General features: G+C 64.0%; 18 protein-coding genes. 4 read left to right on the forward strand and 14 right to left on the reverse strand.

Annotated elements, in window-relative coordinates; translation table 11 throughout:
• Window positions 1-28: 28 nt before the first annotated feature.
• From ACW4E8_RS17940 to ACW4E8_RS17955, 4 genes are all read right to left on the reverse strand, one after another.
• Window positions 29-814: an SDR family oxidoreductase gene (locus ACW4E8_RS17940; RefSeq protein WP_456805741.1), complete on the reverse strand. Its 786-nt coding sequence runs from the start codon at window positions 812-814 to the stop codon at window positions 29-31.
• 107 nt (window positions 815-921) lie between these two features.
• A complete protein-coding gene (locus tag ACW4E8_RS17945) occupies window positions 922-1,863 on the reverse strand; it encodes an NAD(P)-dependent oxidoreductase (protein WP_456805742.1) in 942 nt (313 codons plus the stop codon).
• Window positions 1,864-1,875: 12 nt separating this feature from the next.
• Entirely contained in the window at window positions 1,876-3,627 is a 1,752-nt protein-coding gene (locus tag ACW4E8_RS17950) for an IlvD/Edd family dehydratase (protein WP_456805743.1), read from the reverse strand.
• Between the two features lie 20 nt (window positions 3,628-3,647).
• The gene (locus ACW4E8_RS17955; protein ID WP_456805744.1) at window positions 3,648-4,661 is read right to left on the reverse strand and encodes a Bug family tripartite tricarboxylate transporter substrate binding protein; all 1,014 of its coding nucleotides are present in this window, start codon (window positions 4,659-4,661) and stop codon (window positions 3,648-3,650) included.
• A 232-nt stretch (window positions 4,662-4,893) separates the two neighbouring features.
• Here ACW4E8_RS17955 and ACW4E8_RS17960 point away from each other — a divergent pair, with 232 nt between their 5' ends.
• On the forward strand, window positions 4,894-5,883 hold the full coding sequence (locus ACW4E8_RS17960) for a Bug family tripartite tricarboxylate transporter substrate binding protein (RefSeq protein ID WP_456805745.1): 990 nt from the start codon (window positions 4,894-4,896) through the stop codon (window positions 5,881-5,883).
• Between the two features lie 128 nt (window positions 5,884-6,011).
• Here ACW4E8_RS17960 and ACW4E8_RS17965 read toward each other — a convergent pair whose 3' ends face one another.
• From ACW4E8_RS17965 to ACW4E8_RS17975, 3 genes are all read right to left on the reverse strand, one after another.
• Window positions 6,012-7,466, reverse strand: coding sequence for an N-acyl-D-amino-acid deacylase family protein (locus tag ACW4E8_RS17965; protein ID WP_456805746.1), 1,455 nt, complete (start codon window positions 7,464-7,466; stop codon window positions 6,012-6,014).
• A 107-nt stretch (window positions 7,467-7,573) separates the two neighbouring features.
• The gene (locus ACW4E8_RS17970; protein WP_456805747.1) at window positions 7,574-8,686 is read right to left on the reverse strand and encodes a DSD1 family PLP-dependent enzyme; all 1,113 of its coding nucleotides are present in this window, start codon (window positions 8,684-8,686) and stop codon (window positions 7,574-7,576) included.
• Window positions 8,687-8,697: 11 nt separating this feature from the next.
• Window positions 8,698-9,666, reverse strand: a complete 969-nt coding sequence (locus tag ACW4E8_RS17975) for a Bug family tripartite tricarboxylate transporter substrate binding protein (RefSeq protein ID WP_456805748.1) — start codon at window positions 9,664-9,666, stop codon at window positions 8,698-8,700.
• A gap of 286 nt (window positions 9,667-9,952) precedes the next feature.
• On the opposite strand from ACW4E8_RS17975, the gene ACW4E8_RS17980 reads away from it, so the two are divergent.
• Complete coding sequence (locus ACW4E8_RS17980) at window positions 9,953-10,708, forward strand: sulfite exporter TauE/SafE family protein (RefSeq protein WP_039014676.1); 756 nt, start codon at window positions 9,953-9,955, stop codon at window positions 10,706-10,708.
• Between the two features lie 217 nt (window positions 10,709-10,925).
• Here ACW4E8_RS17980 and ggt read toward each other — a convergent pair whose 3' ends face one another.
• From ggt to ACW4E8_RS18015, 7 genes are all read right to left on the reverse strand, one after another.
• On the reverse strand, window positions 10,926-12,533 hold the full coding sequence (ggt, locus tag ACW4E8_RS17985) for a gamma-glutamyltransferase (protein WP_456805749.1): 1,608 nt from the start codon (window positions 12,531-12,533) through the stop codon (window positions 10,926-10,928).
• 149 nt (window positions 12,534-12,682) lie between these two features.
• Entirely contained in the window at window positions 12,683-13,675 is a 993-nt protein-coding gene (locus tag ACW4E8_RS17990; RefSeq protein ID WP_456805823.1) for a tripartite tricarboxylate transporter substrate binding protein, read from the reverse strand.
• A 166-nt stretch (window positions 13,676-13,841) separates the two neighbouring features.
• Window positions 13,842-16,172 (reverse strand): molybdopterin cofactor-binding domain-containing protein, encoded by a 2,331-nt coding sequence (locus tag ACW4E8_RS17995; protein ID WP_456805750.1) that lies wholly within the window; start codon window positions 16,170-16,172, stop codon window positions 13,842-13,844.
• Between the two features lie 20 nt (window positions 16,173-16,192).
• On the reverse strand, window positions 16,193-16,672 hold the full coding sequence (locus tag ACW4E8_RS18000) for a (2Fe-2S)-binding protein (protein WP_456805751.1): 480 nt from the start codon (window positions 16,670-16,672) through the stop codon (window positions 16,193-16,195).
• A 199-nt stretch (window positions 16,673-16,871) separates the two neighbouring features.
• Window positions 16,872-17,819 (reverse strand): LysR family transcriptional regulator, encoded by a 948-nt coding sequence (locus ACW4E8_RS18005; RefSeq protein WP_456805752.1) that lies wholly within the window; start codon window positions 17,817-17,819, stop codon window positions 16,872-16,874.
• 162 nt (window positions 17,820-17,981) lie between these two features.
• Window positions 17,982-19,985, reverse strand: a complete 2,004-nt coding sequence (locus ACW4E8_RS18010; RefSeq protein ID WP_456805753.1) for a sigma-54-dependent Fis family transcriptional regulator — start codon at window positions 19,983-19,985, stop codon at window positions 17,982-17,984.
• Window positions 19,986-20,179: 194 nt separating this feature from the next.
• Window positions 20,180-20,719, reverse strand: coding sequence for a lecithin retinol acyltransferase family protein (locus ACW4E8_RS18015; RefSeq protein WP_456805754.1), 540 nt, complete (start codon window positions 20,717-20,719; stop codon window positions 20,180-20,182).
• A 451-nt stretch (window positions 20,720-21,170) separates the two neighbouring features.
• On the opposite strand from ACW4E8_RS18015, the gene ACW4E8_RS18020 reads away from it, so the two are divergent.
• The gene (locus ACW4E8_RS18020) at window positions 21,171-23,315 is read left to right on the forward strand and encodes a hydantoinase/oxoprolinase family protein (RefSeq protein ID WP_456805755.1); all 2,145 of its coding nucleotides are present in this window, start codon (window positions 21,171-21,173) and stop codon (window positions 23,313-23,315) included.
• A 10-nt stretch (window positions 23,316-23,325) separates the two neighbouring features.
• Window positions 23,326-25,650 carry a hydantoinase B/oxoprolinase family protein gene (locus ACW4E8_RS18025; RefSeq protein ID WP_456805756.1) on the forward strand — a complete coding sequence of 775 codons (2,325 nt, stop codon included), beginning with the start codon at window positions 23,326-23,328 and terminating at the stop codon, window positions 25,648-25,650.
• The last annotated feature ends 14 nt before the right edge of the window (window positions 25,651-25,664 follow it).

Genomic DNA, 25,664 nt, shown 5'->3' on the forward strand with positions numbered 1-25,664 from the left:
GCGCGGGCGGCAGTCCCGCGCCTGAGCCTCAGATGCTCTGGATGAGGCCGCCGTCGATGCGGATGGTGGAGCCGGTGATATAGCCGGCGCGGTCGCTGGCCAGGAATGTCACCGCATCGGCATATTCCTCCGGGCGGCCGTAGCGGCCCACCGCGATGGCGGCAGTGCTTTCGGCCGACACCTCCTCCACCGGGCGCTGCTCGCGGCCGGCCTTGGCTTCATCCAGGAAGCGGATGCGGTCGGTGGCGATGCGCCCCGGCAGCACGATATTGACCGTCACGCCGTCTCGGCCGACTTCACGCGCCAGGGTCTTGGACCAGCCCACCAGGGACAGGCGCAGCGCATTGGAAATGCCCAGGTTCGGAATCGGCGCGACCACGCCGGACGAGGTACTGGTGACGATGCGCCCCCACTGCCTGGCCCGCATGCCGGGCAGCACCCGGTCGGTAATCGCGATCACCGACAGCACCATGCTTTCGAAGTGCTTGCGCCACAGTGCCGTTTCCTGGCCGAACGCGGTGGTGGGCGGCGGGCCGCCGGTATTGTTGACCAGGATATCGACCTGGCCAAACCGGGCCTCGATGGCGGCGACATGGGTCTCGATCGACGCCAGATCCGCCAGATCCCAGGTGCGCGCAAGCGCCGAGCCCCCCTTGGCGGCGATCGTGGCGGCGGTGCGGCTTGCCGCTTCCTCATTGACATCGGCGACCACGACCTTCGCACCCTCCGCCGCCAGCGCCAGCGCGATGGCGCTGCCCAGGCCGCCGCCGCCGCCCAGCACCAGTGCTACCTTGCCTTCGATTCCTAGTTGCATGAATACCTCGCTTGAATAATTTGAAACGTTTGGATTGACAAATTACGTTCGCCGCGCGCCTGGTGCCGGTCAGCGGTTGACCTGCCGGGCCGGGGGAGGACCGGCGCTCACGCCACGGCCACCGGCGTCAGCGCCGCTCGCCCGCCCAGCACGGCTTGCACGTTATCCAGCATCAGCCTCAGCATCACCGCGCGCGTTTCCCGGGTGGCGGTACCCGCGTGCGGAGAAAGCAACACGTTGGGCAGCGCGGTCAGAGGCGAATCGGCCAGCGGCTCGGACTCGAACACATCGAGCGCCGCGCCCCGGATCGTGCCGGCGTGCAGGGCCTCGCATAGTGCCGCCTCGTCGACCACGCTGCCGCGCGCCAGATTGAGCAGGTAGCCGTCCGGCCCCAGCGCAGCCAGTAACGCGGCGTCGACCAGGTGGCGATTCTGCTCGGTCGCGCGGCAAGTGAGGATCAGGATGTCGACCGAAGCGGCGAGCGCGAGCGGGCTCTCGCAATAGCGGTATGGCAGGCTTGCGCGCTGCGTGCCGGTGTAGGCCAGTTCCACACCGAAGGGCGCCAGCCGTTGCGCAATGCCCATGCCGATGCGGCCGAGCCCGACGATGCCGACGCGCTTGCCGGCCAGGCTGGTGGTGAGCGGGAAGTTGTCCTCGCGCCAGGCGCCGCCGCGCACATGGCGGTCGGCGGCGGGAATCCGGCGCAGCAGCGCCAGCAACAGGCCGATGCCGAGTTCGCAGACGGCCGCGTCCAGTACCCCGGGCGTGTTGGCGACCACGATGCCGCGCCTGGCGGCATGGGCGACGGGGATGCCGTCGTAGCCCACGCCGGAAGTCGCAATCACCCGCAACGCAGGCAGGCGGTCAATCACCGCCGCGGGCACCTGGTAATTGCTGCGCGTGACGATGGCGCGCACCGCGCCGCGCAAGGCGCCGTCAGCCGCAATCTCGGCCTCGGTGACGCAGCGGAATTCGGCGTCGATCGCGTCTTGCTGCGCAGCTTCGAAGACGCCGATGCGCAGCACGGGCTCACGGGTATCGCTTGTCATGTCCGCCCCTTCTTACTCAGGCGCCTTGCCGCGCGTTTCGGGCGCGCGCAGGAAGTCAAAGTCGACGCCCTGGTCGGCCTGCGTCACGGTCTGCAGGAACAACTTCAGGTAGCCGCGCGGCGCGCTCGGCTCAACCACGGGGGAGGCCGCGCGGCGCCGCTCCAGTTCCTCATCCGATACCAGCAGCGCCAGCTCGCGGCGGCTCACGCTCAGGCGGATGCGGTCGCCAGTTTGCACCAGCGCCAGCGGCCCGCCCACGGCGGCTTCGGGGGTCACATGCAGCACCACCGTACCGAACGCGGTGCCGCTCATGCGTCCGTCGGAAATCCGCACCATATCCTTGACACCTGCCCGCGCCAGCTTGCGCGGGATCGGGATATAGCCGGCCTCTGGCATGCCGGGCGCGCCCTTGGGGCCGATGTTCTTCAGCACCAGGATGTCATTGGCGCTCACGTCGAGGTCGTCCAGGTCGATACGCTCAATCAGGTCCTGCGCGTTCTCGAACACCACCACGCGGCCCTCGTGCTCCATCAGCTCCGCGTTCGCCGCGGATTGCTTGATGATTGCGCCGCCAGGCGCCAGGTTGCCGGCGAGCACGGCGATGCCGCCTTGCGGGTAGATCGGGTTGTCGATGCTGCGCACCACCTCCTGGGCGAAGCCCGGGCCGGCATTGTCGATCTCCTCGCCCAGCGTGCGGCCGGTAACGGTCAGCGCATCGAGGCGCAGCAGCGGGCGCAGTTCACGCAGCAAGGTGGCCATCCCGCCGGCCTTGTGGAAGTCCTCCATATAGTGCTGGCCGGTCGGCTTCAGGTCGAGCAGCACCGGGGTTTCGCGGCCCATGCGGTCAAGCGCCTGCATATCGATATCCAGGCCCATGCGGCCCGCGATGGCCGCCAGGTGCACGATGCCGTTGGTCGAGCCGCCGATGGCCAGCAGCACGCGCATGGCATTCTCGAACGCGGCCGGCGTCAGGATGCTGTCGATAGTCAGGCGCTCGCGTGCCATCGCCACGGCGCGTGCGCCGGTCTCCTCGGCAATGCGGATGCGGTCGGCGGTCACGGCCGGCGGCGTGGCACTCCCTGGAAGGCTCATGCCCAGGGCTTCGGCCAGACAGGCCATGGTGCTGGCGGTGCCCATCACCGAGCAGGTGCCGACGCTGGCCACCAGTTGGTCGTTGACCTGGGCGGCCTCCTCTGCGTCGATCTCCCCGGCGCGGAACTTGCCCCAGTAGCGGCGGCAGTCGGTGCAGGCACCCACCCGTTCGCTGCGGTGCGAACCCGTCAGCATGGCACCGGTGACCAGCTGGATCGCGGGCACGCCGGCAGAGGCCGCGCCCATCAGCTGCGCCGGCACGGTCTTGTCGCAGCCGCCGATCAGCACCACGGCATCCATCGGCTGGGCGCGGATCATTTCCTCCGTATCCATCGACATCAGGTTGCGCAGATACATGCTGGTCGGCGCGGCAAAGCTCTCGTGGATGGAGATGGTCGGGAATTCCATCGGCAGCCCGCCGGCGAGCATGATGCCGCGCTTCACCGCTTCGATCAGCTGCAGCATGTTGCCGTGGCACGGGTTGAATGCGCTGCCGGTATCGGCGATGCCGATCACCGGGCGGTCGAGCGCCGCATCGGTATAGCCCGAGCCCTTGATGAACGCCTTGCGCAGGAACAGCGAGAACCCAAGGTCGCCATAGTTGGTCAGTCCCTTGCGCAGGCCTGTGTCCTTGGAGGAAGCGTCCGGTCCTTTGGGTTTATTAGTGGTCATGGGTCGTGGGGAGCGTCGGTTCAGCTATCGGAATTGATATGGGCGTCGGTGATGACCTTTTCCCAGCGTGTGACTTCGGTGCGCAAGCGCTCGGCCGATTTTTCAGGGGTTGTTGGCGGCAAGGCATAGACACCCTGCTTCAGGAACTGTGCCTTGACGTCGGGGATTTCCAGGATCTTGGTCAGCGCCGCATTCAGGCGCTCGACTACGGCCGCGGGCGTGCCCGCCGGTGCCAGCACGCCGAAGGTGGAGCTGACATCCAGCAAGGGCATGCCGCTCTCGGCGGCAGAGGGCACGTCCGGCAGCATCGAGATGCGCTTGGGTGCCGCCACTGCAAGCGCGCGCAACTGGCCTGCCTTGATGAACGGCTGCGCGGCCGGCACCGTCTCCACCATCATGTTGACCTGCCCTCCCACCAGGTCTGTCATGGCGGGACCGCTGCCTTTGTACGGCACATGGGTCATGTCGATATTTGCATCTTTCTTGAAGATCTCAGCCGCCATGCGCTGCGGGGCGCCGGCACCAGACGAGGCGTAGTTAAGCTTGCCGGGATTGGCCTTGCCGTACTGGACCAGTTCCTGGAGCGTCTTGACCGGCACCCTCGGATTGACCACCACCACCAGTGGCACCGAGCCAACGACCATCACCGGGGCGAAGTCCTTGAGGATGTCGTAACGCAAGTGCCCTTTTTCCAGGGTGGCCATGGTTGCATGGGACGTCAGTGCGCCCATCAGCAACGTATAGCCGTCTGGCGCGCTCCGGGCGACCACTTCCGCGCCAATATTCCCGCCCGCGCCTCCCCGGTTGTCAACAACCACTTGCTGGCCCAGCACTTCGCCCAGGCGGGTGGCAACGATGCGGCCGATCACGTCGGTGGCGCCGCCCGGCGGATAAGGCACGACCAGCCGGATCGGCTTGTCCGGATAGGCCGCGAAAGCGGCGGGCGCAATGGTGAAAGCGGTCATGGCGGTGAGGGCCAGCAGTCCTGCCCGCAGCAAGGTGCGACGAGTCGCATTGGTGATAGGGAAATCCATGTCGTCTCCGGTCTCTTGTTGTCAGCGCACCCACAGCCGGGATGCGTCATGCACGGAGTTTGACGAAGACGGAAGGCAAAAAAAAGCGATCCCCAGACCGATTAACCAAAAGATTATTTTGGTTTCCGCGGGAAGGCCCACTCAAGGTTTCCTTAAGACATTATCAAGAAGATATTAATTCTCCTTATGTGCTGTGGACCGTACAATGAGCCGAGCTCAAGGAGACGCCCTCATGCACACCATCTCAAGCACCTACCTTCGCCGCAGCATCCTTGCCTTGGCCGCCCTCTGCGCCGTGCCAGGCCTGGCAATGTCGGCCGAAAAATATCCGTCGAAAGCGATCCGCCTCGTTGTCGCCTATGCGGCCGGCGGCGCCAACGACACCATCGCTCGAATTCTGGCGAAGGAGCTGCAGCAAAGCATGGGCCAGCCTGTGGTGGTGGACAACCGGGCCGGCGCCGGCGGCCTGCTCGGCTCCGACATGGTTGCCAAGGCGACGCCGGACGGCTACACGCTGCTGCTCGGCAGCGCCGGTGCGCAGACCATCCTGCCGGCGCTCAACCACAAGATGCCTTACGACCCGCGCAAGGACCTGGCGCCGGTGTCGCTGGTGGCCGAATCGGCCAACGTACTGCTGGTACGTACCGGCGTGCCGTTCAACAGCGTGAAGGAACTGGTCGCTGCCGCGAAGCAGAAGCCGGGCGCCTACACCTACGCGTCCTCGGGCAGCGGCGGCAGCCTGCACATCTCGGGCGCGCTCCTCGAGAAGATGGCCGGCATCAACATGCTGCATATCCCGTACAAGGGCAACGGGCCGGCGATCAACGACCTCTACGCCGGCAACGTGGACATGGGCTTCTCGTCGGCGCCGGTCGCCCTGTCGTCGCTAAAGACCGGCAAGGCCAGGGTGCTGGCGGTCACCACAAAAAAGCGCATCCGCTCGCTGCCAAACGTGCCGACCCTGGCCGAGGCCGGCGTGGCGGGCTACGACTTCTCCAACTGGTACGGTCTGTTCGCCACCGGCGGCACCGACCCCGCAGTCCTCGAGCAGCTCGCGCATGAGGTGAAGAAGGCGCTGGCCAAACCTGACGTACTGGCCGCCCTCGCCGGGCAGGGCGTCGAACCCGAGAGCAGCACGCCGGCCGAGTTCAGGGCTCGGGTGAATCAGGAACTGCTTCGCTGGGACCGGGACATCAAGACGATGAAGATCGTGACCGAGTGAGCCCCGCCTCCCGGGAAATGAGCTTCGATTTCAGGAAGCCGTAACCGGGACACGTCGGATCCTGAGCCCCGTCGCTGCGACGGCTTGTTCAGGTGCACAAAATCCCGGTGCGCCGGCGTGCTCGGCGATTACGCTCGCTCGCGCCGCAGCACCTGGCCGGGCCGCGCGCCGCTGGACTTGCCATCGCGCCACACGACGCTGCCGTTGACAAGCACAGTATCAATGCCTATGGCGGGTGCAATCGGCCTGGCAAATGACGCGCCCTCACCAACTGTTTCGGGATTGAGAACGGTCAAGTCTGCGAAGGCACCCTCCCGCACAACACCACGGTCGGCGAGCCGGAAATTCCTGGCGGTCAGTCCGGTCATCTTATGGATCGCGGTCTCAAGCGAAAACAGGCCCAGGGACCGGCCGTAGTGGCCAAGAACACGTGGGAAGCTTCCCCAAAGACGCGGATGCGGAGAGTCGTCGTGGGGCAAACCGTCCGAGCCGATCATCGTCTGGTCGAAGGCCAGTATGCGCTGCACATCCCGGTCGTCCATCATGTAGTAGATCGCACCGGCGGGGGACAGCCGGTTGACTACCTCTTCCAGTGTGCCACCGAGTTCGGCCATGATGTCGGCCAGATCCTTGCCGGCATACTGGGGCAGCGGTTTTGACCATGTCACGGTCACCCGGGTCGCATTACGTGCGCGATGCGCGGACAGAATGGTGGACGACGCCGGATAAGGATAGCAGTCGAGGCAGACCTCTTGCTTTTCCATGTGTTCAGCAATGAACTTCAGCGTTTCTGCGGAGCGGCCATAATTATTGAGGCCGACCAGCTTATGATGCGAGATGACGACCGGTACACCGACTTCGCGACCGATGCGGAAGCTCTCGGTCAGTGATTGAATGATGTGGTCGCCCTCGTTTCGCATATGCGTGCAATAGACTCCGCCGTACTCGCGTAGCGGCTCGCATATTTCAATGACTTCTTCCGTTGGCGCCGCAATCGAAGGTTCGTAGAACAGCCCCGTTGACACGCCAATCGCGCCGGCGCGCATGGCTTCATCAACCAGCGCGCGCATGGCTGCGATTTCGTCCGGATTTGCCGGCAGGGAAAGATCATTCATCATCGCGACACGCAATGTCGAATGGCCGACCAGCATGGCGCAATTCGTTGCCGCGGGCTGAGCACGCAACGCTTCCAGGTATTCTGCAAAGGTAGCGAACCGAAACCACGCTCCGCTATCATCGAGCAGGTTAAGCGGCGGGGTGACCGGATCGGGAATCTGCCGCGGCATCGGCGCCAGCGAAACGCCGCAATTGCCGCCGATCACGGTAGTGATACCCTGGCTGACCTTAGGAGCCATGTCCCCACCAGAGAGCATCAAGCGGTCGTCATGCGTGTGCGCATCGATAAAACCAGGCGCCACCACAAGGCCAGACGCATCGATTTCCGTGGCTGCGCTCGCCCCCCGCAAATCGCCGATGCGCACAATACGGTCACCTTTGATACCCACCTCGCCGGCATAACGTGGAGCTCCCGTTCCGTCGACGATCGATGCATTGCGGATCATGACATCATAACGCTCACTCATCGGGTACTCCTTGGTATCGTGTTCATCAATTGTTCCGGAAGCCGGGCTATGTGGTGACGCATCTGCTCGCGAGATCGGCGACGCGGTGCAGACCATCAGCATGGCAGTCAAAGCAGAGCGCCGCGCGCCGCAATAGGCCATAGTGCTTCGACCCTGCCATCGCGTACGCAGACCAGAGAATCATAAAGATTGACGGTGGGATCGCAATGGCCGGGAATGAGCATCAATTTTTCTCCCAGGTCCACTGAAGCGGGACTGGGGGTAGCAATTACGCCATGTTCGTCCGATGCTTTCAGGTATTTCAGATCGCTGCGCTGCCACACTAGTGGCATGCCGGAATCAACACTGGAGGCCTTCAGGCCTGCATCCACGATAGCCCTCTCGCCGGTGGTCCTGCTCATCACCGACGTCAGGACAAAGAGCGCATGCTCGAAGGGAATGTCGTCCGGACCACGCGTATTTTCACCGTAATCGCGATCCATGAAGACATAGGAGCCACACTGAAGCTCGTTATAGACGCCGGAGTCGCGCTCGAGGAGGAACGTGCCGGTGCCTGCGCCAGCGATAATCTCAACTGGAATGCCACGTGCCTCGATGATTTTCTTTGTCCACAGCGCCAGTTCAGCGGCATCGCGAATTGCAGCAGTACGCTCCTGCGGCGTGCGCAGATGCTGGGCCGGTCCGTGATAGCATTGCAGCCCGGCAAAGCGCAGCGGCGAGGAGACAATCAATTCTGCGAGCTGCGCTGCTTCTTCACCTGGAGGGATGCCGCAGCGATGGGCGCCGACGTCGATTTCGATATAGACATCCACACTCTTCCCGGATGCTTGTGCGGCGGCGGCCAGAGCCTGTATCTGCGAGGCATGATCGACCAGAACCCCAATGCGGGCGGAGCCGGCAAGTTCCATCAGGTGGCGGATTTTCGCTGCACCGACGATCTCGTTGCTAATGAGGATGTCGGTAACGCCTGCCTGGACAAACACGGCAGCCTCGCTGACCTTCTGGCAGCAGATACCCACAGCGCCCAATGCGATCTGTCGCAAGGCGATCTCCGGACACTTGTGGCTCTTGGCGTGGGCACGCAGACGCACGTTTCGGCCGCGCAATGCGTCAGCCATTCGCTTCAGATTACGCTCGAATGCATCCAGGTCGAGCACGAGCGCGGGTGTATCGATGGCAACGGCGGGGTCGCCGACTTGGGCTGCTTTCCAGGGACTCACGGGGATTTCCTTTAATCGATCTTGGCACCGGAGAATTTCACGATCCTGGCCCACTTGGCCGTCTCGCGGCGGGAGAGGTCCAGGAACTCCTCAGGCGTGCTGGGCGCGATTTCCGCCCCCAGCAGCTTGAATCGCTCTCGCACGGCGGGGCTCTCCAGCGCGATGCGAATCTCACGGTTGAGGCGGGTAACGATGTCTTTGGGCATGTGGGCCGGGCCGACGATGCCTCCCCACGCCGACACCTCGAATCCGGGCACGGATTCGGCGATCGCGGGAACGTCAGGATATGCAGCCAGGCGCTGCGCCGAGGAGACGCCAAGCGCCCGCGCCTTGCCCGCCTTGGCCATCGGTGCGGAAACCGGCGTGTTGATCATCATGAGTTGTATGCCACCGCCGATCAGGTCCGTGACGGCCGAAGTGGCCGCGCGATAGGGCACATGCAGCATGTTGACGCCCGTCATCGCCTTGAAGAGTTCGACGCCCAGATGTGCCGTGGTGCCGTTGCCATCCGATCCAAAGGCCAGCTTGCCCGGATTCTTTTTCGCATAGGCAATCAGTTCGGGAATGGTCCTGACGGGCACACTGTCGTTGACGATCATCATGTTAGACAGGCGCAGCGTGTTCGCGACCAGCGTCAGGTCCTTTTCGACGTCATATGGCACCGATGGCAGCAGCGACTTGTTGGTCGCCAGCGAGACGATATTGCCGTAAGCCAGCGTGTAGCCGTCGGGCGCGGACTTCACCAGCTCCATGGTGCCGATCACGTAGGAACCACCAGGCTTGTTGTCAATTACGATGGACACGCCCAATTGCTGCGACAGCTGTGGGGCGAGGGCCCGCATTAACGCATCCGGAGCACCGCCGGGGGCCGACGGCACAATCAGCCTGATCGGTTTGTCCGGATAAGCCGCGAAGGCGGAAACCGGCAACGCTGCACACAGCGTTAACACAAACTTCACCAAAAAACGTCGGGAACTCATTGGGCCATCTCCTGTATGTGATTCGCGTTTTCAAGTCATTCCATCAGCTGCACCTGCGCATCGCAGTTCCATGGTTACGGTTTGTGTTTTAGACAAAATATACAGAACTAGATAGAATGTCAACCCAAGCAGGAAGTACGGAACAACTCGCGCCAGCCCCTTGCCCCAGAGCAAGGGGCACCCTGAGGCCAATATGGATTGCGGCCTGCAGACCACGGCCCCATGTCGCCAAGCTGGTCACTGCGGACACTCAGATGACGCCCCAATAGGAAAGAGGCCCTTACGCATGGATCCGGTAATTTTGGTCGTGGCACTGGGAGCCATTGTTGCTGGCTTCGTGCAAGGGCTTTCTGGCTTCGCCTTTGGTCTCACTGCAATGTCGTTCTGGGCGTGGTCGCTGGATCCCAGGCTGGCCGCGTCAATGGCGGTTTTTGGGGCGCTAACGGGGCAGATCATTGCCGTGGTAACCATGCGCCGAGGATTCAAGCTGGGCAGGCTATTGCCTTTCCTGATCGGCGGCCTGGCTGGCATACCCGTTGGGGTCGCGATTCTCCCGTCGCTCGACCTTCAACTCTTCAAGGCCTTCCTCGGTACGTTCCTGGTGCTGTGGTGCCCGACGATGCTTGCCGTACGAAACCTGCCGAAGATCACTGCGGGCGGGAGGTTGGCCGACGGGATCGTGGGCGGCGTCGGCGGGATCATGGGTGGCATCGGCGGCTTTACCGGCACGATTCCCACACTGTGGTGCTCGTTGCGGGGATTCGACAAGGATGAACAGCGTGCGATCATTCAGAACTTCAATCTCGCCTTGCTGCTTGTGACCATGGCCATCTACGTGGAAAAGGGAATCGTGACACGTGCCATGCTGCCGATGCTCGCAATCGTCGGGCCAGCGATGCTGATTCCCACTATCCTGGGCGCTCGGTTGTATGCTGGGATTTCGGAAGCGACGTTCCGCAAGATTGTGTTGAGCCTGCTCGCGGCATCCGGGGTCGCGTTGCTGACATCGTCCGTTCCGCATTTGCTTCAGCGTTTGGCGTAGGGCTTCTGTCGCAGTAACAGCGAGGCCGTGGAATTCGCGTGGCCGAGATTGATGCCAATCGAACTCGCAGGCTAACAGCACCTCGGCCTGCCTCCACCCTATTTCAATCCACGGACTGAACGAAGGACTCGCGTCGAGACAGCACCTCATCGCACGGGTGATGTGAGGCCATATGCTCGCAGTGCCCCGATGGGAGCACTGCGAGCGTTACATCGAATCAAATTCCGACCGGGTAGCCATCCTTGCGGTGATCGCATGCCGCTACATAGCCGCCATTTTCCAGGCGCAGAGCCGCCTGGGCGCTGCCGAACTCAGTATCAAAGCGTTTGGCAACCGTGATCGGATGCCCGCGTGAGGTCAGTCCTTCAATCACCGCTTGCGGCATGTTCCATTCGACGGTAACGCCATGATTGTCGTCAAGTACGCGCCAGCGCGGCGCATCGCTTGCCGCCTGCGGATTCAGCCCCTGATCGACCATGCGGGAGACCATCTGCATATGACCCTGCGCCTGCATGGATCCGCCCATGAGGCCGAAGCTCATCAGCGGCCGGGCGTTTTGCATAAGGAAGCCGGGGATGATGGTGTGGAATGGACGTTTTCCAGGCGCCACCTCGTTGGTATGGCCGTGACGCAAGTTGAAGCCCCAGCCGCGATTTTGCAAGGCGATGCCGGTATTGGGCACGACCACGCCTGAACCAAAGCCCTTGAAGTTGGATTGAATAAACGAAACCATCATGCCGTTGCGATCCGCCGTGGTCAGGTAGACGGTGCCGCCGCCAAGCGGTTTGCCGATGCGGGCCGGCGCTGCCCGCTCGGGGTCGATCAACCTGGCGCGTTTTGCCAGATATGCCGGGTTGAGCAGGTCGGCCGCTGTGACTTCCGTCATGTGATCCACGTCGCCCACGTATTCATGCAAGTCGGCAAAGGCCAGTTTCATTGCCTCGATCTTCAGATGCGTCGCCAGCGCGCTATCCTGATCCATACCCTTCAAATCGAAATGCTCAAGCATGCCCAACGCCATCTGCGCCGCAATGCCCTGACCGTTAGGCCCGATCTCGTACAGTTCAACATCCCGGTAGCGGATGCTGATCGGCTCGACCCAGTCCGCCTTATGCGCGGCGAGGTCGGCTTCAGTGATCGCGCCGCCGGTATTGCGCGCGTGGTCGGCAATTGCACGGGCCAGTTCGCCATGGTAAAAATCGACGCCCTTGGTGCGCGCGATGCGCTCGAGTGCATTTGCCTGTCCCGGGCAAATGAAGCGCTCGCCCTGGAGCGGCGCCCGGCCGTTGGGGGCAAACGCTTCGCGGTAGCCCGGCTGATCGATCAGTTCACCGACCTGTTTTTGCCACTGATTGTGGACATTGTGCGAAACCAGATAGCCTTCACGCGCATAGCGCAGCGCCGGTTCGAACAGGTCTTCGAACGGCAGGCTGCCAAAGCGCTCCCACATGGCGCGCCACGCTGAAACAGTGCCTGGCACGGTTACCGAGTCCCAGCCCCGCTTCGGCATCTCCTTGTATTTTGAAAAATACTCGCGCGTCCATGCGGCCGGTGCGCGGCCCGATCCGTTCAAACCGTGCAATTTGTTGCCATCCCAGATCAGCGCAAACGCGTCGCCGCCGATACCGTTGTTGCACGGCTCGACCACAGCCAGGGCGATTGCCGTGGCAAGCGCCGCATCGGCTGCATTGCCGCCGCACAGCAGCATCTGCAAGCCGGCCGCGGAGGCAAGCGGCTGCGAGGTCGTCACGACGTTGTCGGCGACCAGCGGCAAACGCTGCGACGTGTAGGGGAAGGTCCAGAAAGCGCTTTGTTTCGATTGCATGTTGTCCTGATGTAAATAGCAGCCGACGCGAAGTCTGGCGGCGGCAAGCCGTTCAGCTAAGTCTGGCAGTTGAAAAAAAGTCGGCGCAGTTAGGCGCTTTTATCCGGGCAATTGACATTGCGGGCAACGCGAAAAGACATCGCCCCATATCAGTCCACGACGATGTTCTGTCGCTTGGCGAGCGCCCTCCACCGCTCCACGTCCTGCGCGATGGTGGCGGCGAACTGGGCCGGCGTGATGGGGCTGGCTTCGGCGCCCTCTTTCAGGATCGCCGCCTTGGTCTCAGGCTTGGACAAGACAGCATTGACGGCGGCGTTCAGTTGGTTGACGATCGCCGGCGGCGTGCCGGCCGGCGCCAGCAGGCCCCACCAGAGCTCGAACTCGTAGCCCGGCACCGCGCTGGACATGGGCGTGAGTTCCGGCGCGATCGGGCTTGGCTTGAGGCTGGTGATGCCAACGGCGCGCACCTTGCCGGCGCGGACCATCGGCAGCAGCGACGGGCCGGTGGAGATCAGCAACTGCGTCTGGTTGCCGATCAGGTCGGTCAAGGCGGGGGGCATGCCGCGATACGGGACATGCGTGATGAACAGGTTGCCGGCCATGGCCTTGAGCAGCTCGGTGCCGAACTGGTTGACGCCGCCCGGTCCGGACGAGGCGTAGTTGTACTTGCCTGGCTTGGCGCGGATCGCGGCGATCAGTTCCTGCGGTGTCTTGGCGGGGAATGCATTGTTGACCACGACGATGAACGGCCCTCGCGCAAACATCGCCACCGGCGCGAAGCTCTTGACCGCATCGAACGGCAGTTTGGCCTGCACCGCGGCATTGGTTGTCATGCTGGACGACACGGCGACCAGCGTGTACCCGTCCGGGGCGGACTTGGCGACGATGCCGGTGCCGGTATTGCCGCTGGCGCCGGGGCGGTTGTCGATGACAACGGCTTGCTTGAGCTCCTCGCCGATCCCCTTGGCGACGATGCGCGCGAAGATGTCGTTGGAGCCGCCCGCCGGATAGGGCACGACGATGGTGATGGGCTTGCCTGGATACCCGCCCTGTGCGAAGACCGCGCCGGACACCAGGCTGGCAATCAGCGTGGCGGCGAACGCCACACTACGGGAAACGGATGCGGATGCTGATTTCAAAATGCCTCCATCTGTGTCCTTGTTTGTCCCACGCGGGGCAGCCTGATCCCGGCTGTGTCAGGCGGGCGGAAATTCAAGGTTCTGGACAATATATGCAATAGTAGATATTTTGTCCAGAAGATGAAGGCGGCCGATCGCATGCGTGTGACGACCGCGCGATCCGGTCAGATCAGGCCTTGAGCTGGTCCCGGATCGGCAGCGTGCGGATGCGCTTGCCGGTGGCGGCGAAGATTGCGTTGCACAGCGCCGGCGCAATGGTCGGCGTCGCCGGCTCGCCGACCCCGCCGAGCGGCACGTCGAAGCGGCTCGGCAGCAGGTGCACATGGATCTCCCGCGGTGCGGCTGGCGCGCGCAACACCTCGTACTGGTGGAAATTGTCCTGCTGGGGTCGCCCGTTCCTGAAGGTGATTTCGCCGCTGGTGGCAAGGCTGAGCCCCATGATGCAAGCGCCTTCGACCTGCGAGCGGATGCGATCCGGGTTCACCTGGGGACCGCAATCGACGGCAACGTCGATGCGCGGTACGCTGATGCTGCCGTCCTGGCCGACGACCACTTCCACCACCGCGGCCACGTAGGTCACGAAGCTGTAGCAGACCGCCAGGCCCAGTCCTCGGCCCGACGGCAGCTTGCGGCCCCAGCCCGCTTCGCGCGTCGCCACTTCGATGGTCTTGCGCAGTCTGCCCGTATCCAGCGGATACTGCTGCGGCGACTCGCCGTAGTTCCAGGTGTCGCCCATCTGGCCAGGGTCGATGCGGCGATCCCGGCCCAGCAGCGCCAGCAGGTAGTCGCGATGATCCTGCCCCGCCGCCGCCGCCAGTTCCGCGGCAAATGACTGCACGGCGAAAGCGTGCGGAATATTGGACACGGAGCGGAACCAGCCGATGCGGGTATGCGCCTCCACCTCGGGATTCTCCACGCGGAGGTTGGGGATGTCGAAGGGCACATTGATCGCGGACATGCCCAGCTCCACCGCCGATTCCGACTTGGCGCCGGCCGTGAAGGTAGCGCTGATCGATGACGCCGCGGTCCGGTGCAGCCACGCGAGCGCTTTGCCGTCCGGGCCCAGCATGGCCTCCAGATGCTCCACAGAGACGGTGTGGAAGTAGTCGTGGTGGAGATCGTCGTCCCGCGTCCAGGTCACCTTGACCGGCTTGCCGCCCATTGCCCTGGACAACAGCGCGGCCTCCGCGACAAAATCGGGCTTGGATTTGCGGCCGAAGCCGCCGCCCAGCAGCGTCACGTGGACGGTCACGTTCTCAGGCTTGAGACCGAGAGCCTTGGCCACGGTCTCGCGCGTGGCCTGCGGCGCCTGCACCGGCGCCCACACCTCGCACGACCCGTTGCCCACCTTTGCCGTGGCGACCGGCGGTTCCATCGAGGCATGCGCGATATGTGGCAGGTAGTATTGCGCGGTGATCCGCTTGCCGCTGCCGGCCAGCGCCGCCATCGCGTCGCCCTGGTTTCTCACCACCCTGCCCGGCCGGCTCGCCGCCGCTTCCATGCTGGCCCTGAAGGCGGCCGAATCGTAGCCGGCGTTGGGGCCGTCCTGCCACTGGATCTTCAGCGCTTCGCGGCCCTTGATGGCGGCCCAGGTATTGCTGGCAATCACCGCCACCCCGCCCAGCGGATTGAACAAGGCCGGCGCAGGGCTGCCGGCAAGTGGCACGATCTTGACCACGCCGGGCACCTTTTCGGCTTGCGCCGCGTCGAAGCTGGCCACCTTGCCGCCAAAGACCGGAGGACGGGCGATTACTGCGTACAGCATGCCGTCCATGCGCACGTCGATGCCGTACTGCGCGCGGCCGGTGGCGATATTGCGGCCGTCGATATTGCGCGTGCTGTCCTTGCCGATATAGCGGAACGCGGCGGGATCCTTGAGCCTGAGACTCGCGGCCGGGGGCACGGGCAGGCGGGCCGCGTCGCGCGCCAGCGCGCCGTAGCCCAGCTTCCTGCCGCTTGCCGCATGCACCACCTCATGGTTACGCGCCTGCACTTCGCTCACCGGCACGCCCCAGCGCGCGGCGGCGGCGGCTTCAAGCATCTGCCGCGCACTGGCGCCGACGCGCCGCATCGGCTCGAAGAAATGCCGGATGCTGCGTGAGCCGTCGGTATTCTGGTTGCCATAGCGCGCTTCGTCGCCCAGGGCCTGCACCACCGCCACGCGGCCCCAGTCGGCTTCCAGCTCGTCGGCCACCACCATCGGCAGGCTGGTGCGCACGCCCTGCCCCATCTCGGATCGATGGCACACGACCGTGACGCGGCCATCCTCGCCGATCTGCACGAAGACCAGTGGATCGTCCACCGCGCCACCCGGCATCCCGTCGCGGCCGTACTTCTTGGCCTCCTGCGCCAGCACGACGCCGTCCAGGCCGACCGTCAGTGCCAGTCCTGTCATCGCGCCCATGCCCTTGAGCCATCGGCGCCGACCTGCCGATGCGGGCTCGCCGGTGGTGGCGTCCTGCGCCGTTGCCAGCGCCGTTGCCAGATCAATACCGCTCATCCCGCTCATTGGTGCCTGTTTCATTTTGCGCCCCCTTTGCCTGTTACGTTCGACTTCGCCACATGCTGGATGGCGGCGCGGATGCGCGTGTAGGTGCCGCAGCGGCAGATATTGCCGCTCATGGCGCCGTCGATATCGGCTTCGCTGGGATGCGGGTTGGCCTTCAGCAGCGCCGTGGCGGACATCAGCTGGCCGGCCTGGCAGTAGCCGCACTGGGCCACGCCGAACTGTTCCCACGCCGCTTGCAGCGCCTGCCCGACCTTGTCGGCCGCCAGGCCCTCGATGGTGGTGAGCTTCTTGCCTGCTGCCGCGGAAACGGGCGTGACACAGGAGCGGATCGGCTGCCCGTCCAGGTGCATGGTGCAGGCACCGCACAGCGCCATGCCGCAACCGAACTTGGTGCCGGTCATCCCGAGGTGGTCTCGCACCGCCCACAGCAGCGGCGCATCGTCGGGCAAATCGATCTTCTGGGGCTTACCGTTTATGGTGATTGTTCTCATGTCTTCTTGCAGGGCGTGCCAGTGGGAACGCACGGCCTTTACAAGGCCGCACGCGGCGAATGCAACGGAGATTCTGGTGCGCGCGCGGCGCACCCGGAATGAGAGATTTGGGAATTCACAATTCCAGGCGCCGGAATTCTTCTATATGCCTGGAAGACGGCCAGGGCGGCAGCGATGCCGCGATGGCCATGCGCGCCGCCTACGCTCCGCCGGAGGCTTTGCGCCTGCCACCCTGTCCGCTGCCGGGAAACAGCTCGGGATCGTTGAAATACGCAACCAGTGCATCGAACACCAGCCGCACGCGCTTGGGTACCGGCGCCCGCCGCGGACGGAATACGTAGAGGCCCCATGGCTGCGGCGTGTGTTTATCCAGCACGCTGACGAGCCGGCCAGAGCGGATGTACGCCCCCGCAAGGTAGTCCGGCAGCTGGCCATAGCCGAGCCCGGACAGCACCGCGCTGAGCTCCGTTTCCGGGTCGTCGGTGAGGAACGCCGGGGTGCGGGGAATGAACTGCTCACCCTGCGCGAAGTACCAGGGCCAGGGCCGGCGGGTGCTGCCCGCCACCAGGCCGGTGGTGGGCAGCCCGTGCAGATCGGCGGGCACCGCAGGCCTGCCGGCGCGCGCCACCAGCTCTGGCGTCCCAACCACATGGAACGAAATCCGCCCCGTCATGCGGGCGACGAAGCGTTGGTCGCGAAACATGCCGAGACGCACGCCGATGTCGATTTCCTCGTCCACCACGTCGGCAACCTGGTCCGACAGCCGCAGGTCGAGCATCAGGCCCGGATGGTCGAGGGCAATCTGCCGCAGTGCCGGCAGCAGGTGTTCGCGCCCAAGCGTGTACGGGGCTGTGATTCGCACGGCGCCGCTCAGCTGGGTCGCGGCGCGGGCCGAAGGCTGGGCGAACAGGCCGTCAACATCGCTCAATGCCTGGCGTGCGCGTTCGGCCAGCCGCTCTCCCGCGGCGGTGATGCGCACACTACGCGTATTGCGGTGAAACAGGGGCTCGCCCACCAGGTCTTCCAGCTCCTTCACCGCGCGCGTGATGGTCTGGGGCGAGGTGCTCAGACGAGCTGCCGCCGCCTTGAAGGAAGGCGATTCCGCGGTCACGCAGAAAATCCTGAGCATTTCGAGTCGATTCAGCATGCACCCTCGGCGATACCGGCCGGAAACTTCGCGTCTCGGCTGGCGCGCATATTCCAAATAGTGGAGTATAAGTGCGGACGATGCGATGCTTCATCGGCGCGAGTTGGCACTCGGCAATGCTATAGCGGCGCAAGGATGCCACGCCGCTGGCCAATCAAACCGCTACATGCCGGCGCCTGAACTGCCAAGCTCGGACTGGATCGCGGCCAGTTTGACGTACAACGTACTCCGCGAAATTCCCAGTGTCCGGGCGGCCATGGACATATTGCCGTGGGAATTTGCGATCGCATCGAGTATCGCTTGTCTTTCCATTTCCTCAAGACGACCGAGCGGGACAGGCATTGACGTCGAGGTGGATATGGAAACTGAGTCCCTTGGCATCTGCGCGATGCTCGGGGGTAATAGCGACGTATCGATGATGTGGCCTTCGCTGAGCGCGAACATCACCTCGAAGACATTCTGCAGCTCACGTATGTTGCCCGGCCAGCGATAGCGCAGAAGCGCCTGCCACACGGCGGGTTCAGGCTGCTTGGGCGCACAGCCATACTTGCGCGCCAGTTTGCTGTTGAGATGCGCAATGATTGCCTCGATATCGCCGGGCCGGTCGCGCAGCGGCGGTAGTAGCAGGCTGACGACGCAGAGGCGGTGGTACAGGTCTTCGCGAAAGCGCCCGGCTGCGATCTCTTTCTGCAGATCACGGTTGGTGGCTGCGACGACGCGCACCGCGACGCGCCGCTCGCGGGTATCGCCCAGGCGGACCACAACGCCGTCCTGCAGCACGCGCAAGAGGTGGGGCTGCATGTCCAGCGGCATCTCGCCGACCTCGTCCAGGAACAACGTACCGCCGTCGGCCTGCTCAAACTTGCCCGGAAGACCACCACGGCGGGCGCCTGTAAAAGCGCCGTCGGTATAGCCGAAGAGTTCGCTGGCCAGCAGCTCACGGGTAAAAGCGCCGCAGTTGACGGCAACGAAAGGACCGTCGGGGCGGTTACCCGCCCGATGAAGCGCCCGGGCAAAGAGTTCCTTCCCGGCTCCGGTCTCGCCAAGGAGCAGTACCGGCAGATCGAGAGGTGCGATACGGCGCGCGCGCGACTTGGTCGCCTCCAGCACCTCGCTTGCCCCGATGATCTCGCCGAATGCATCGTTTGCTGCCATCGATGCCGCAGCCGTGGGCAACGATACCGCGCTTCGATGCTGGCGCGCCTCGAGCGGGATCACGAGCATCGTACCCAGCATGCCGTCATGGTCCTTCACCGGGTGCAGCCATTCGGGGCGCAGCCATTGCGGGCGTTGGCAGCTCCGGTCGATATCGGGCAGTGCAAGGTTGAGTCCCGGCACCTGGGCGCCAGCTTCCAGGGGCAGCCGCACGTCATAGCTCTCCCGCGCCGCCTGCGCATTGCCGTTGGTACGGACAACGCGCCCGCGGCTGTCGACGAGCACCACGTAGTCGCTGGCGTAACGGATGAAATGATCGATCGATCGGGTCAGCAGCCGCTCGTGCATGGCAACGTTGCGGCGAGCCAGCTCGCATTCGATCTGCCTGGCTGCAGCCACTACCAGGCCCAGGGTGTGGCCATGCAACGTTTCCTTGACGCCAGAGACATCCACCACGCCCAGCAGGGTGCCGCCAAAGGGGTCGAGAATGGGCGCCGCAGCGCAGGTCCAGTTCTTGACGTCCACACAGAAATGCTCGTTGGCATGGATCTGAACCGCAGCGGCGGTGGCGATCGCGGTGCCGATGGCATTGGTACCGATAACGTCCTCATTCCAGCAGCCACCGGTGGCCAGGTTGATCCTCTCGCCAACGCTGCGGGCCCGGGTCTCACCGTTGAGTAGCAGAATGGTGCCGCCCGGATCGCAGAGCATGATGAGGGTACCGCATTCCCGCAGGATCTCGCGCAGGCCCTCGAGTGCCGGCCTGGCGGCATCGCACAGGTCCCTGCTCTGGCGCTGCAACTGGCGCACATGCTCGGCGCCAGCCCCCGGTGCGGAGTGCTTGGCAGGATCAACGGCCTCGGACCGACACCGCTGCCAGGATGCGAGGACAACGCTTCGCACCCCCTTCGCTTCCAGGGGTTGGTCCTGCAGAAAACGCTCCCAAGCCGACGCCACGACCAGTTCGTCGCCGATGCGGGGGATCAGGGCGCCGAAATGTGAAGATGGCATGGGGGCGATCACTATCCGTTGACTGCAGTAACCGTAAGCCCCTGCTATCCCCAAGTCAACAATCTCTTTCAGATCAATAATTTGTGCTCTGCAGCAAAGCAACCGGAAGGTGTCCGGTTTCCGGCCATCGTGGCTTCAGGTGTCCGGAAACCGGACAGCGACATTGGTCTTTTCCGATGCACCAGGGCGCGGGTTCAGGCAGCGGATTGCGTTGAATCCCCGAACGTCCCCCACTCGAATCCGAATCGGGAAACCGCTCGCACCACCTGCACGCTTCGCGAGGCTCTGAGCGCGAGCGGCCTGATAGCGTTGCGGCACGCAGCCAGCACATCGTTTGCCCAGGATTTCCAGAGGTCGATCTGATCGCTGCGGCTCTCGCCATATAAGCACCACATACAGAAGTGCTCACAGTTATTGGAAATCAGGCGATAGCGATCCTCGCCGAGGCGGGAGTAGGCGCGCTGGACGGCTTCCATCCCAGCGAAGCTGGCGCCGGGGCTTTGCCGGACCCGCACCGGACGCCCCTGCGCGAATTCCGCGAGCGTGACCTCATGCACCGGGCCCCGACGCAGTGACCGCGACAGACCCGCGTAGTGCACGACCTTGCCGCCCCCCGCATAGACGCCATGATGTGTGTATCCAAGTCGATCGGTGACGAGATGCGATCCGATCGCGAGGTTCGTGTCGGCTGCCGCCTCGACCATCGGGCGCCTTGTCATCGTTGAGTTCTTCATGAGCTTCACCACGTTTCGCTGCCATTCGCAGGAAACCAGCGCACAAGGCGTGCCAGCGCTGCAAGCAATCTGCGTGGCCGTGCACAGGGAAGTCAAAGACCATCGCGGCAGCCACAGGCAAGCGCCCATCCCCACGCCCGGCGCCATCCGCGCAGGGCAACAGCGCATGCCCCCGGCCGCTAAAGCCTGGGCTCGCCGCAAGACAACCGCATCGAATCGCTGGCCAGAAGGTGTCCGGTTCCCGGACACCGCTGTGCAGGGGCGTCGTGAATCCGGACAGCGACAGCAGGCACCCCTGCTACCACCGGAGTGGCCGGGGAATGCACGCAACGTGTTGATTCCATTGCATACCAGCGCTGCGCGCCGGTGCCAGCCAGCGCTTGGCACAGGCCTTGCCATGGTTGGGTCGTGGGGAACTCCCACCATGACGACACCAACGACAGGAGGCAGTATGCAACCGCAGTCCACCGTACAGGTGATGGGCATCGATGCTGGCGGCACGATGACCGACACTTTCTTCGTGCGCTCCGATGGCCGCTTCGTGGTCGGCAAGGCGCAGAGCAATCCCGGCGACGAATCCCTTGCCATCTTCAACTCTTCCGAAGACGCCCTCGCCCACTGGGAGCGGACCGTGGATGACGTCTATCCGGAGCTGGTGACTTGCGTCTATTCCGGTACGGCCATGCTCAACCGCATTCTCATGCGCAAGGGCCTTGCCGTTGGCCTCATCTGCAACCGCGGCTTCGAGCAAATCCATTCGATGGGCCGTGCGCTGCAGAGCTATCTGGGCTATGCGCTGGAGGACCGCATTCACCTGAACACCCACCGCTACGACGAGCCGCTGGTGCCCGTCTCGCGCACGCGCGGCGTCACCGAGCGTAGCGACGTGCAGGGGAAGGTGGTCATCCCCCTGCGTGAAGACGAAGTTCGCCAGGCTACCCGGGAGCTGGTCGAGGCCGGCTCGCAAGCCATCGTCATTTGCCTGCTGCAATCCCACAAGAACGAATCCAGCGAGCAACGCGCCCGTGACATCGTGCGCGAAGAGCTGAAAAAGCTGAAGGTGGATATCCCGGTCTTCGCCTCGGTGGACTATTACCCGTCGCGCAAGGAAAGCCACAGGATGAATACCACCATCCTTGAGGCTTACGGCGCGGAGCCTTCGCGGCAGACGCTGAAGAAGGTCAGCGATCGCTTCAAGAAGCACGGTGCCAGGTTCGACCTGCGGGTGATGGCCACGCACGGCGGCACCATCAGCTGGAAGGCCAAGGAACTCGCGCGCACGATCGTTTCCGGCCCCATCGGCGGCGTCATCGGCTCCAAGCTGTTGGGCGAGTACCTGGGCGACGAGAACATTGCCTGCTCCGACATCGGCGGCACCAGCTTCGACGTGGCCTTGATCACCAAGGGCAATTTCGCCATCAAGTCCGACCCCGACATGGCCCGCCTGGTGCTCTCCCTGCCTCTGGTGGCAATGGACTCGGTCGGCGCCGGCGCCGGCAGCTTCGTGCGCCTCGACCCCTACAGCAAGTCGATCAAGCTTGGCCCCGACAGCGCCGGCTACCGCGTCGGCACCTGCTGGCCGGAAAGCGGTCTCGACACGGTGTCCGTTTCCGACTGCCACGTCGTGCTCGGCTACCTGAACCCGGAGAACTTCCTGGGCGGTGCCATCAAGCTCGACGTGCAGCGCGCCCGCGACCACATCAAGGCGCAGATCGCCGACCCGCTCGGCCTGTCGGTCGAGGATGCCGCCGCCGGCGTCATCGAACTGCTCGATCTCACGCTCTCCGAGTACCTGCGCGCCAACATCAGTGCCAAGGGCTACAACCCGGCGGAATTCACCTGCTTCTCCTACGGCGGCGCCGGCCCGGTGCACACCTACGGCTACACCGGGGGCGTCGGCTTCAAGGACGTCGTCGTGCCGGCCTGGGCAGCCGGCTTCTCGGCTTTCGGCTGCGCCTGCGCCGACTTCGAGTACCGCTACGACAAGTCAGTGGACCTTGGTGTTGCCCAGCACGCCCCCGACGCCGACAAGGAAGCCGCCTGCAAGAGCCTGCAGGAAGCCTGGTCTGAACTGGCAGTCAAGGTCATCGACGAATTCGTCCTCAACGGCTACAAGCCCGAGGACGTGCTGCTGATCCCCGGCTACAAGATGCAGTACATGGGCCAGCTGAATGACCTCGAGATCGTCTCGCCGGTGACCAGCGCCGCCACCGCCGCCGACTGGAACCAGATCGTCGAGGCCTTCGAGAACACCTACGGCCGCGTCTACGCGAGCTCCGCCCGCTCGCCGGAACTGGGCTTCTCGATCACCGGCGCCATCCTGCGCGGCACCGTCGTGACCCAAAAGCCCGTGCTGCCGGAAGACCCGATTGCCGGCCCGACGCCGCCCAGCGAAGCCTATCTTGGCACCCGTCCCTTCTACCGCCACAAGAAGTGGGTGGATGCCGCGCTCTGGAAGATGGAAGCCCTCAAGGCCGGCAACCATATCGTGGGTCCCGCCATCATCGAATCCGACGCCACCACCTTCGTCGTGCCCGACGGCTTCGAAACCACGATCGACAAGCACCGCCTGTTCCATCTCAAGGAAGTGAAGTAAGGAGACCGCCATGAACATGATGAGCAATAAAGAAATCGGCTTCGCCGACCTGCTGCAGAACGGCCAGACGCTCAAGCAGCACCGCGACGGCATCATCGGGCGCACCAAGGCCACCGGCCACTACAACGGCCTCGAGAAGCTGGAATTCCGGGACAGCGACCCGATCGGCTACGAGAAGCTGTTCTCCAAGCTGCGCGGCGGCCTGGTGCACGCCCGCGAGACCGCCAAGAAGATCGCCGCCAGCCCCATCGTCGAGCAGGAAGGCGAACTCTGCTTCACCCTCTACAACGCCGCAGGCGACTGCGTCCTGACCTCGACCGGGATCATCATCCACGTCGGCACCATGGGCGCGGCGATCAAGTACATGATCGAGAACAACTGGGAAGCCAACCCCGGCATCAACCCCGGCGACATGTTCACGACCAATGACTGTGCCATCGGCAATGTCCACCCCTGCGACATCGCCACCATCGTGCCGATCTTCTGGGAACGCCAGCTGATCGGCTGGGTCGGCGGCGTCACGCACGTGATCGACACCGGCTCGGTGACTCCGGGCTCAATGTCAACCGGCCAGACCCAGCGCTTCGGCGACGGCTACATGATCACCTGCCGCAAGACCGGGGTGAATGACGAGCCGCTGCGCGACTGGCTGCACGAGTCCCAGCGCTCAGTGCGCACGCCCAAGTACTGGATCCTCGACGAAAAGACCCGCATCGCCGGCTGCCACATGATTCGCGACCTGGTCGAGGAAGTGATTCGTGCCGACGGCATCGAGGCCTACGAGAAATTTACCTACGAGGTCATCGAAGAAGGCCGCCGCGGACTGCAGAGCCGTATCAAGGCCATGACGCTGCCGGGCAAGTACCGCAAGGTCTCCTTTGTCGACGTGCCATACAAGCATGAAGACGTGCAGGTCTCCAACGCCTTCGCCAAGCTCGACTCCATCATGCACTCGCCGGTGGAAATGACCATCAAGCCGGATGGCAAGTGGCGCCTCGACTTCGAAGGCGCGAGTCGCTGGGGCTGGCATACCTTCAACGCCCACCAGGTGGCATTCACATCCGGAATCTGGGTGATGATGTGCCAGACCCTGGTGCCTACCCAGCGCATCAACGACGGCGCTTACTTTGCCACCGAGTTCCGCTTGCCAAAGGGAACCTGGTGCAACCCGGATGACCGCCGCACCGGCCACGCCTATGCCTGGCACTTCCTGGTCTCCGGCTGGGCGGCCCTGTGGCGCGGTCTTTCCCAGTCCTATTTCAGCCGCGGCTATCTGGAAGAGGTCAATGCCGGCAACGCCAATACCTCCAACTGGCTCCAAGGCGGCGGCATCAACCAGGACGGCGAGATCCACGCGGTCAACAGCTTCGAGGCCAGTTCATGCGGCACTGGGGCCTGCGCCGTCAAGGATGGCCTCAACCACGCCGCCGCCATCTGGAACCCGGAAGGCGACATGGGCGACATCGAGATCTGGGAGATGGCCGAGCCATTGCTCTACCTCGGCAGGAACGTCAAGGCCAACTCCGGCGGCTACGGCAAGTACCGCGGCGGTTGCGGCTTCGAGACGCTGCGCATGGTGTGGAACGCCCAGGACTGGACCATGTTCTTCATGGGCAATGGCTTCATGAACAGCGACTGGGGCATGATGGGCGGCTATCCCTCAGCCACTGGCTACCGCTTCGAGGCACACAAGACAGGGCTGGACAAGCGCATCGCCATCGGCGATTCCTTGCCTCTGGGTGGCGATATCGATCCGGGCAACCCGGACTACGAGCGCCACATCGATGCCACTGCCGTGGTCAAGCGTGACAAGCAGTGCATCACCACCGAGGATTGCTACGCCAACCACGACCTGTACCTCAACTATCTGCGCGGGGGCCCGGGCTTCGGTGACCCGATCGACCGGGATCCGAAGGCCATCGAAGCGGACCTCAACCAGAAGTTCCTGCTGCCGGAATACGCGCAGAAGGTCTACGGCGCCGTCTTCACCCAGGACGCCAAGGGCGTGTTCACGGTAGATGCAGGCAAAACCCAGGCTCGCCGTGCCGAGATCCGCAAGGAACGCCTGGCCCGGTCCCTGCCAACCCGCGAATGGATGAAGGAGGAGCGCGAACGCATCCTCAACAAGCACGCGTCCGTCCAGGTGCAACACATGTTCGCCACCAGCTTCGCCCTGTCGGAGAAGTTCACGCGGGAGTTCAAGGCATTCTGGAATCTCCCCGCGGACTGGCAGTTGCTGGAGGAAGAACTGGGCGTGCCGACCTACGGTGCCAAGCACCGCATGGACCTCTCCCTGCTGCCCGACGTCACCACCGTCGTCCAGGTCGAAGAGTAAACACCGAATCAAGG

The sequence above is a fragment of the Cupriavidus sp. CP313 genome, assembly GCF_054072015.1.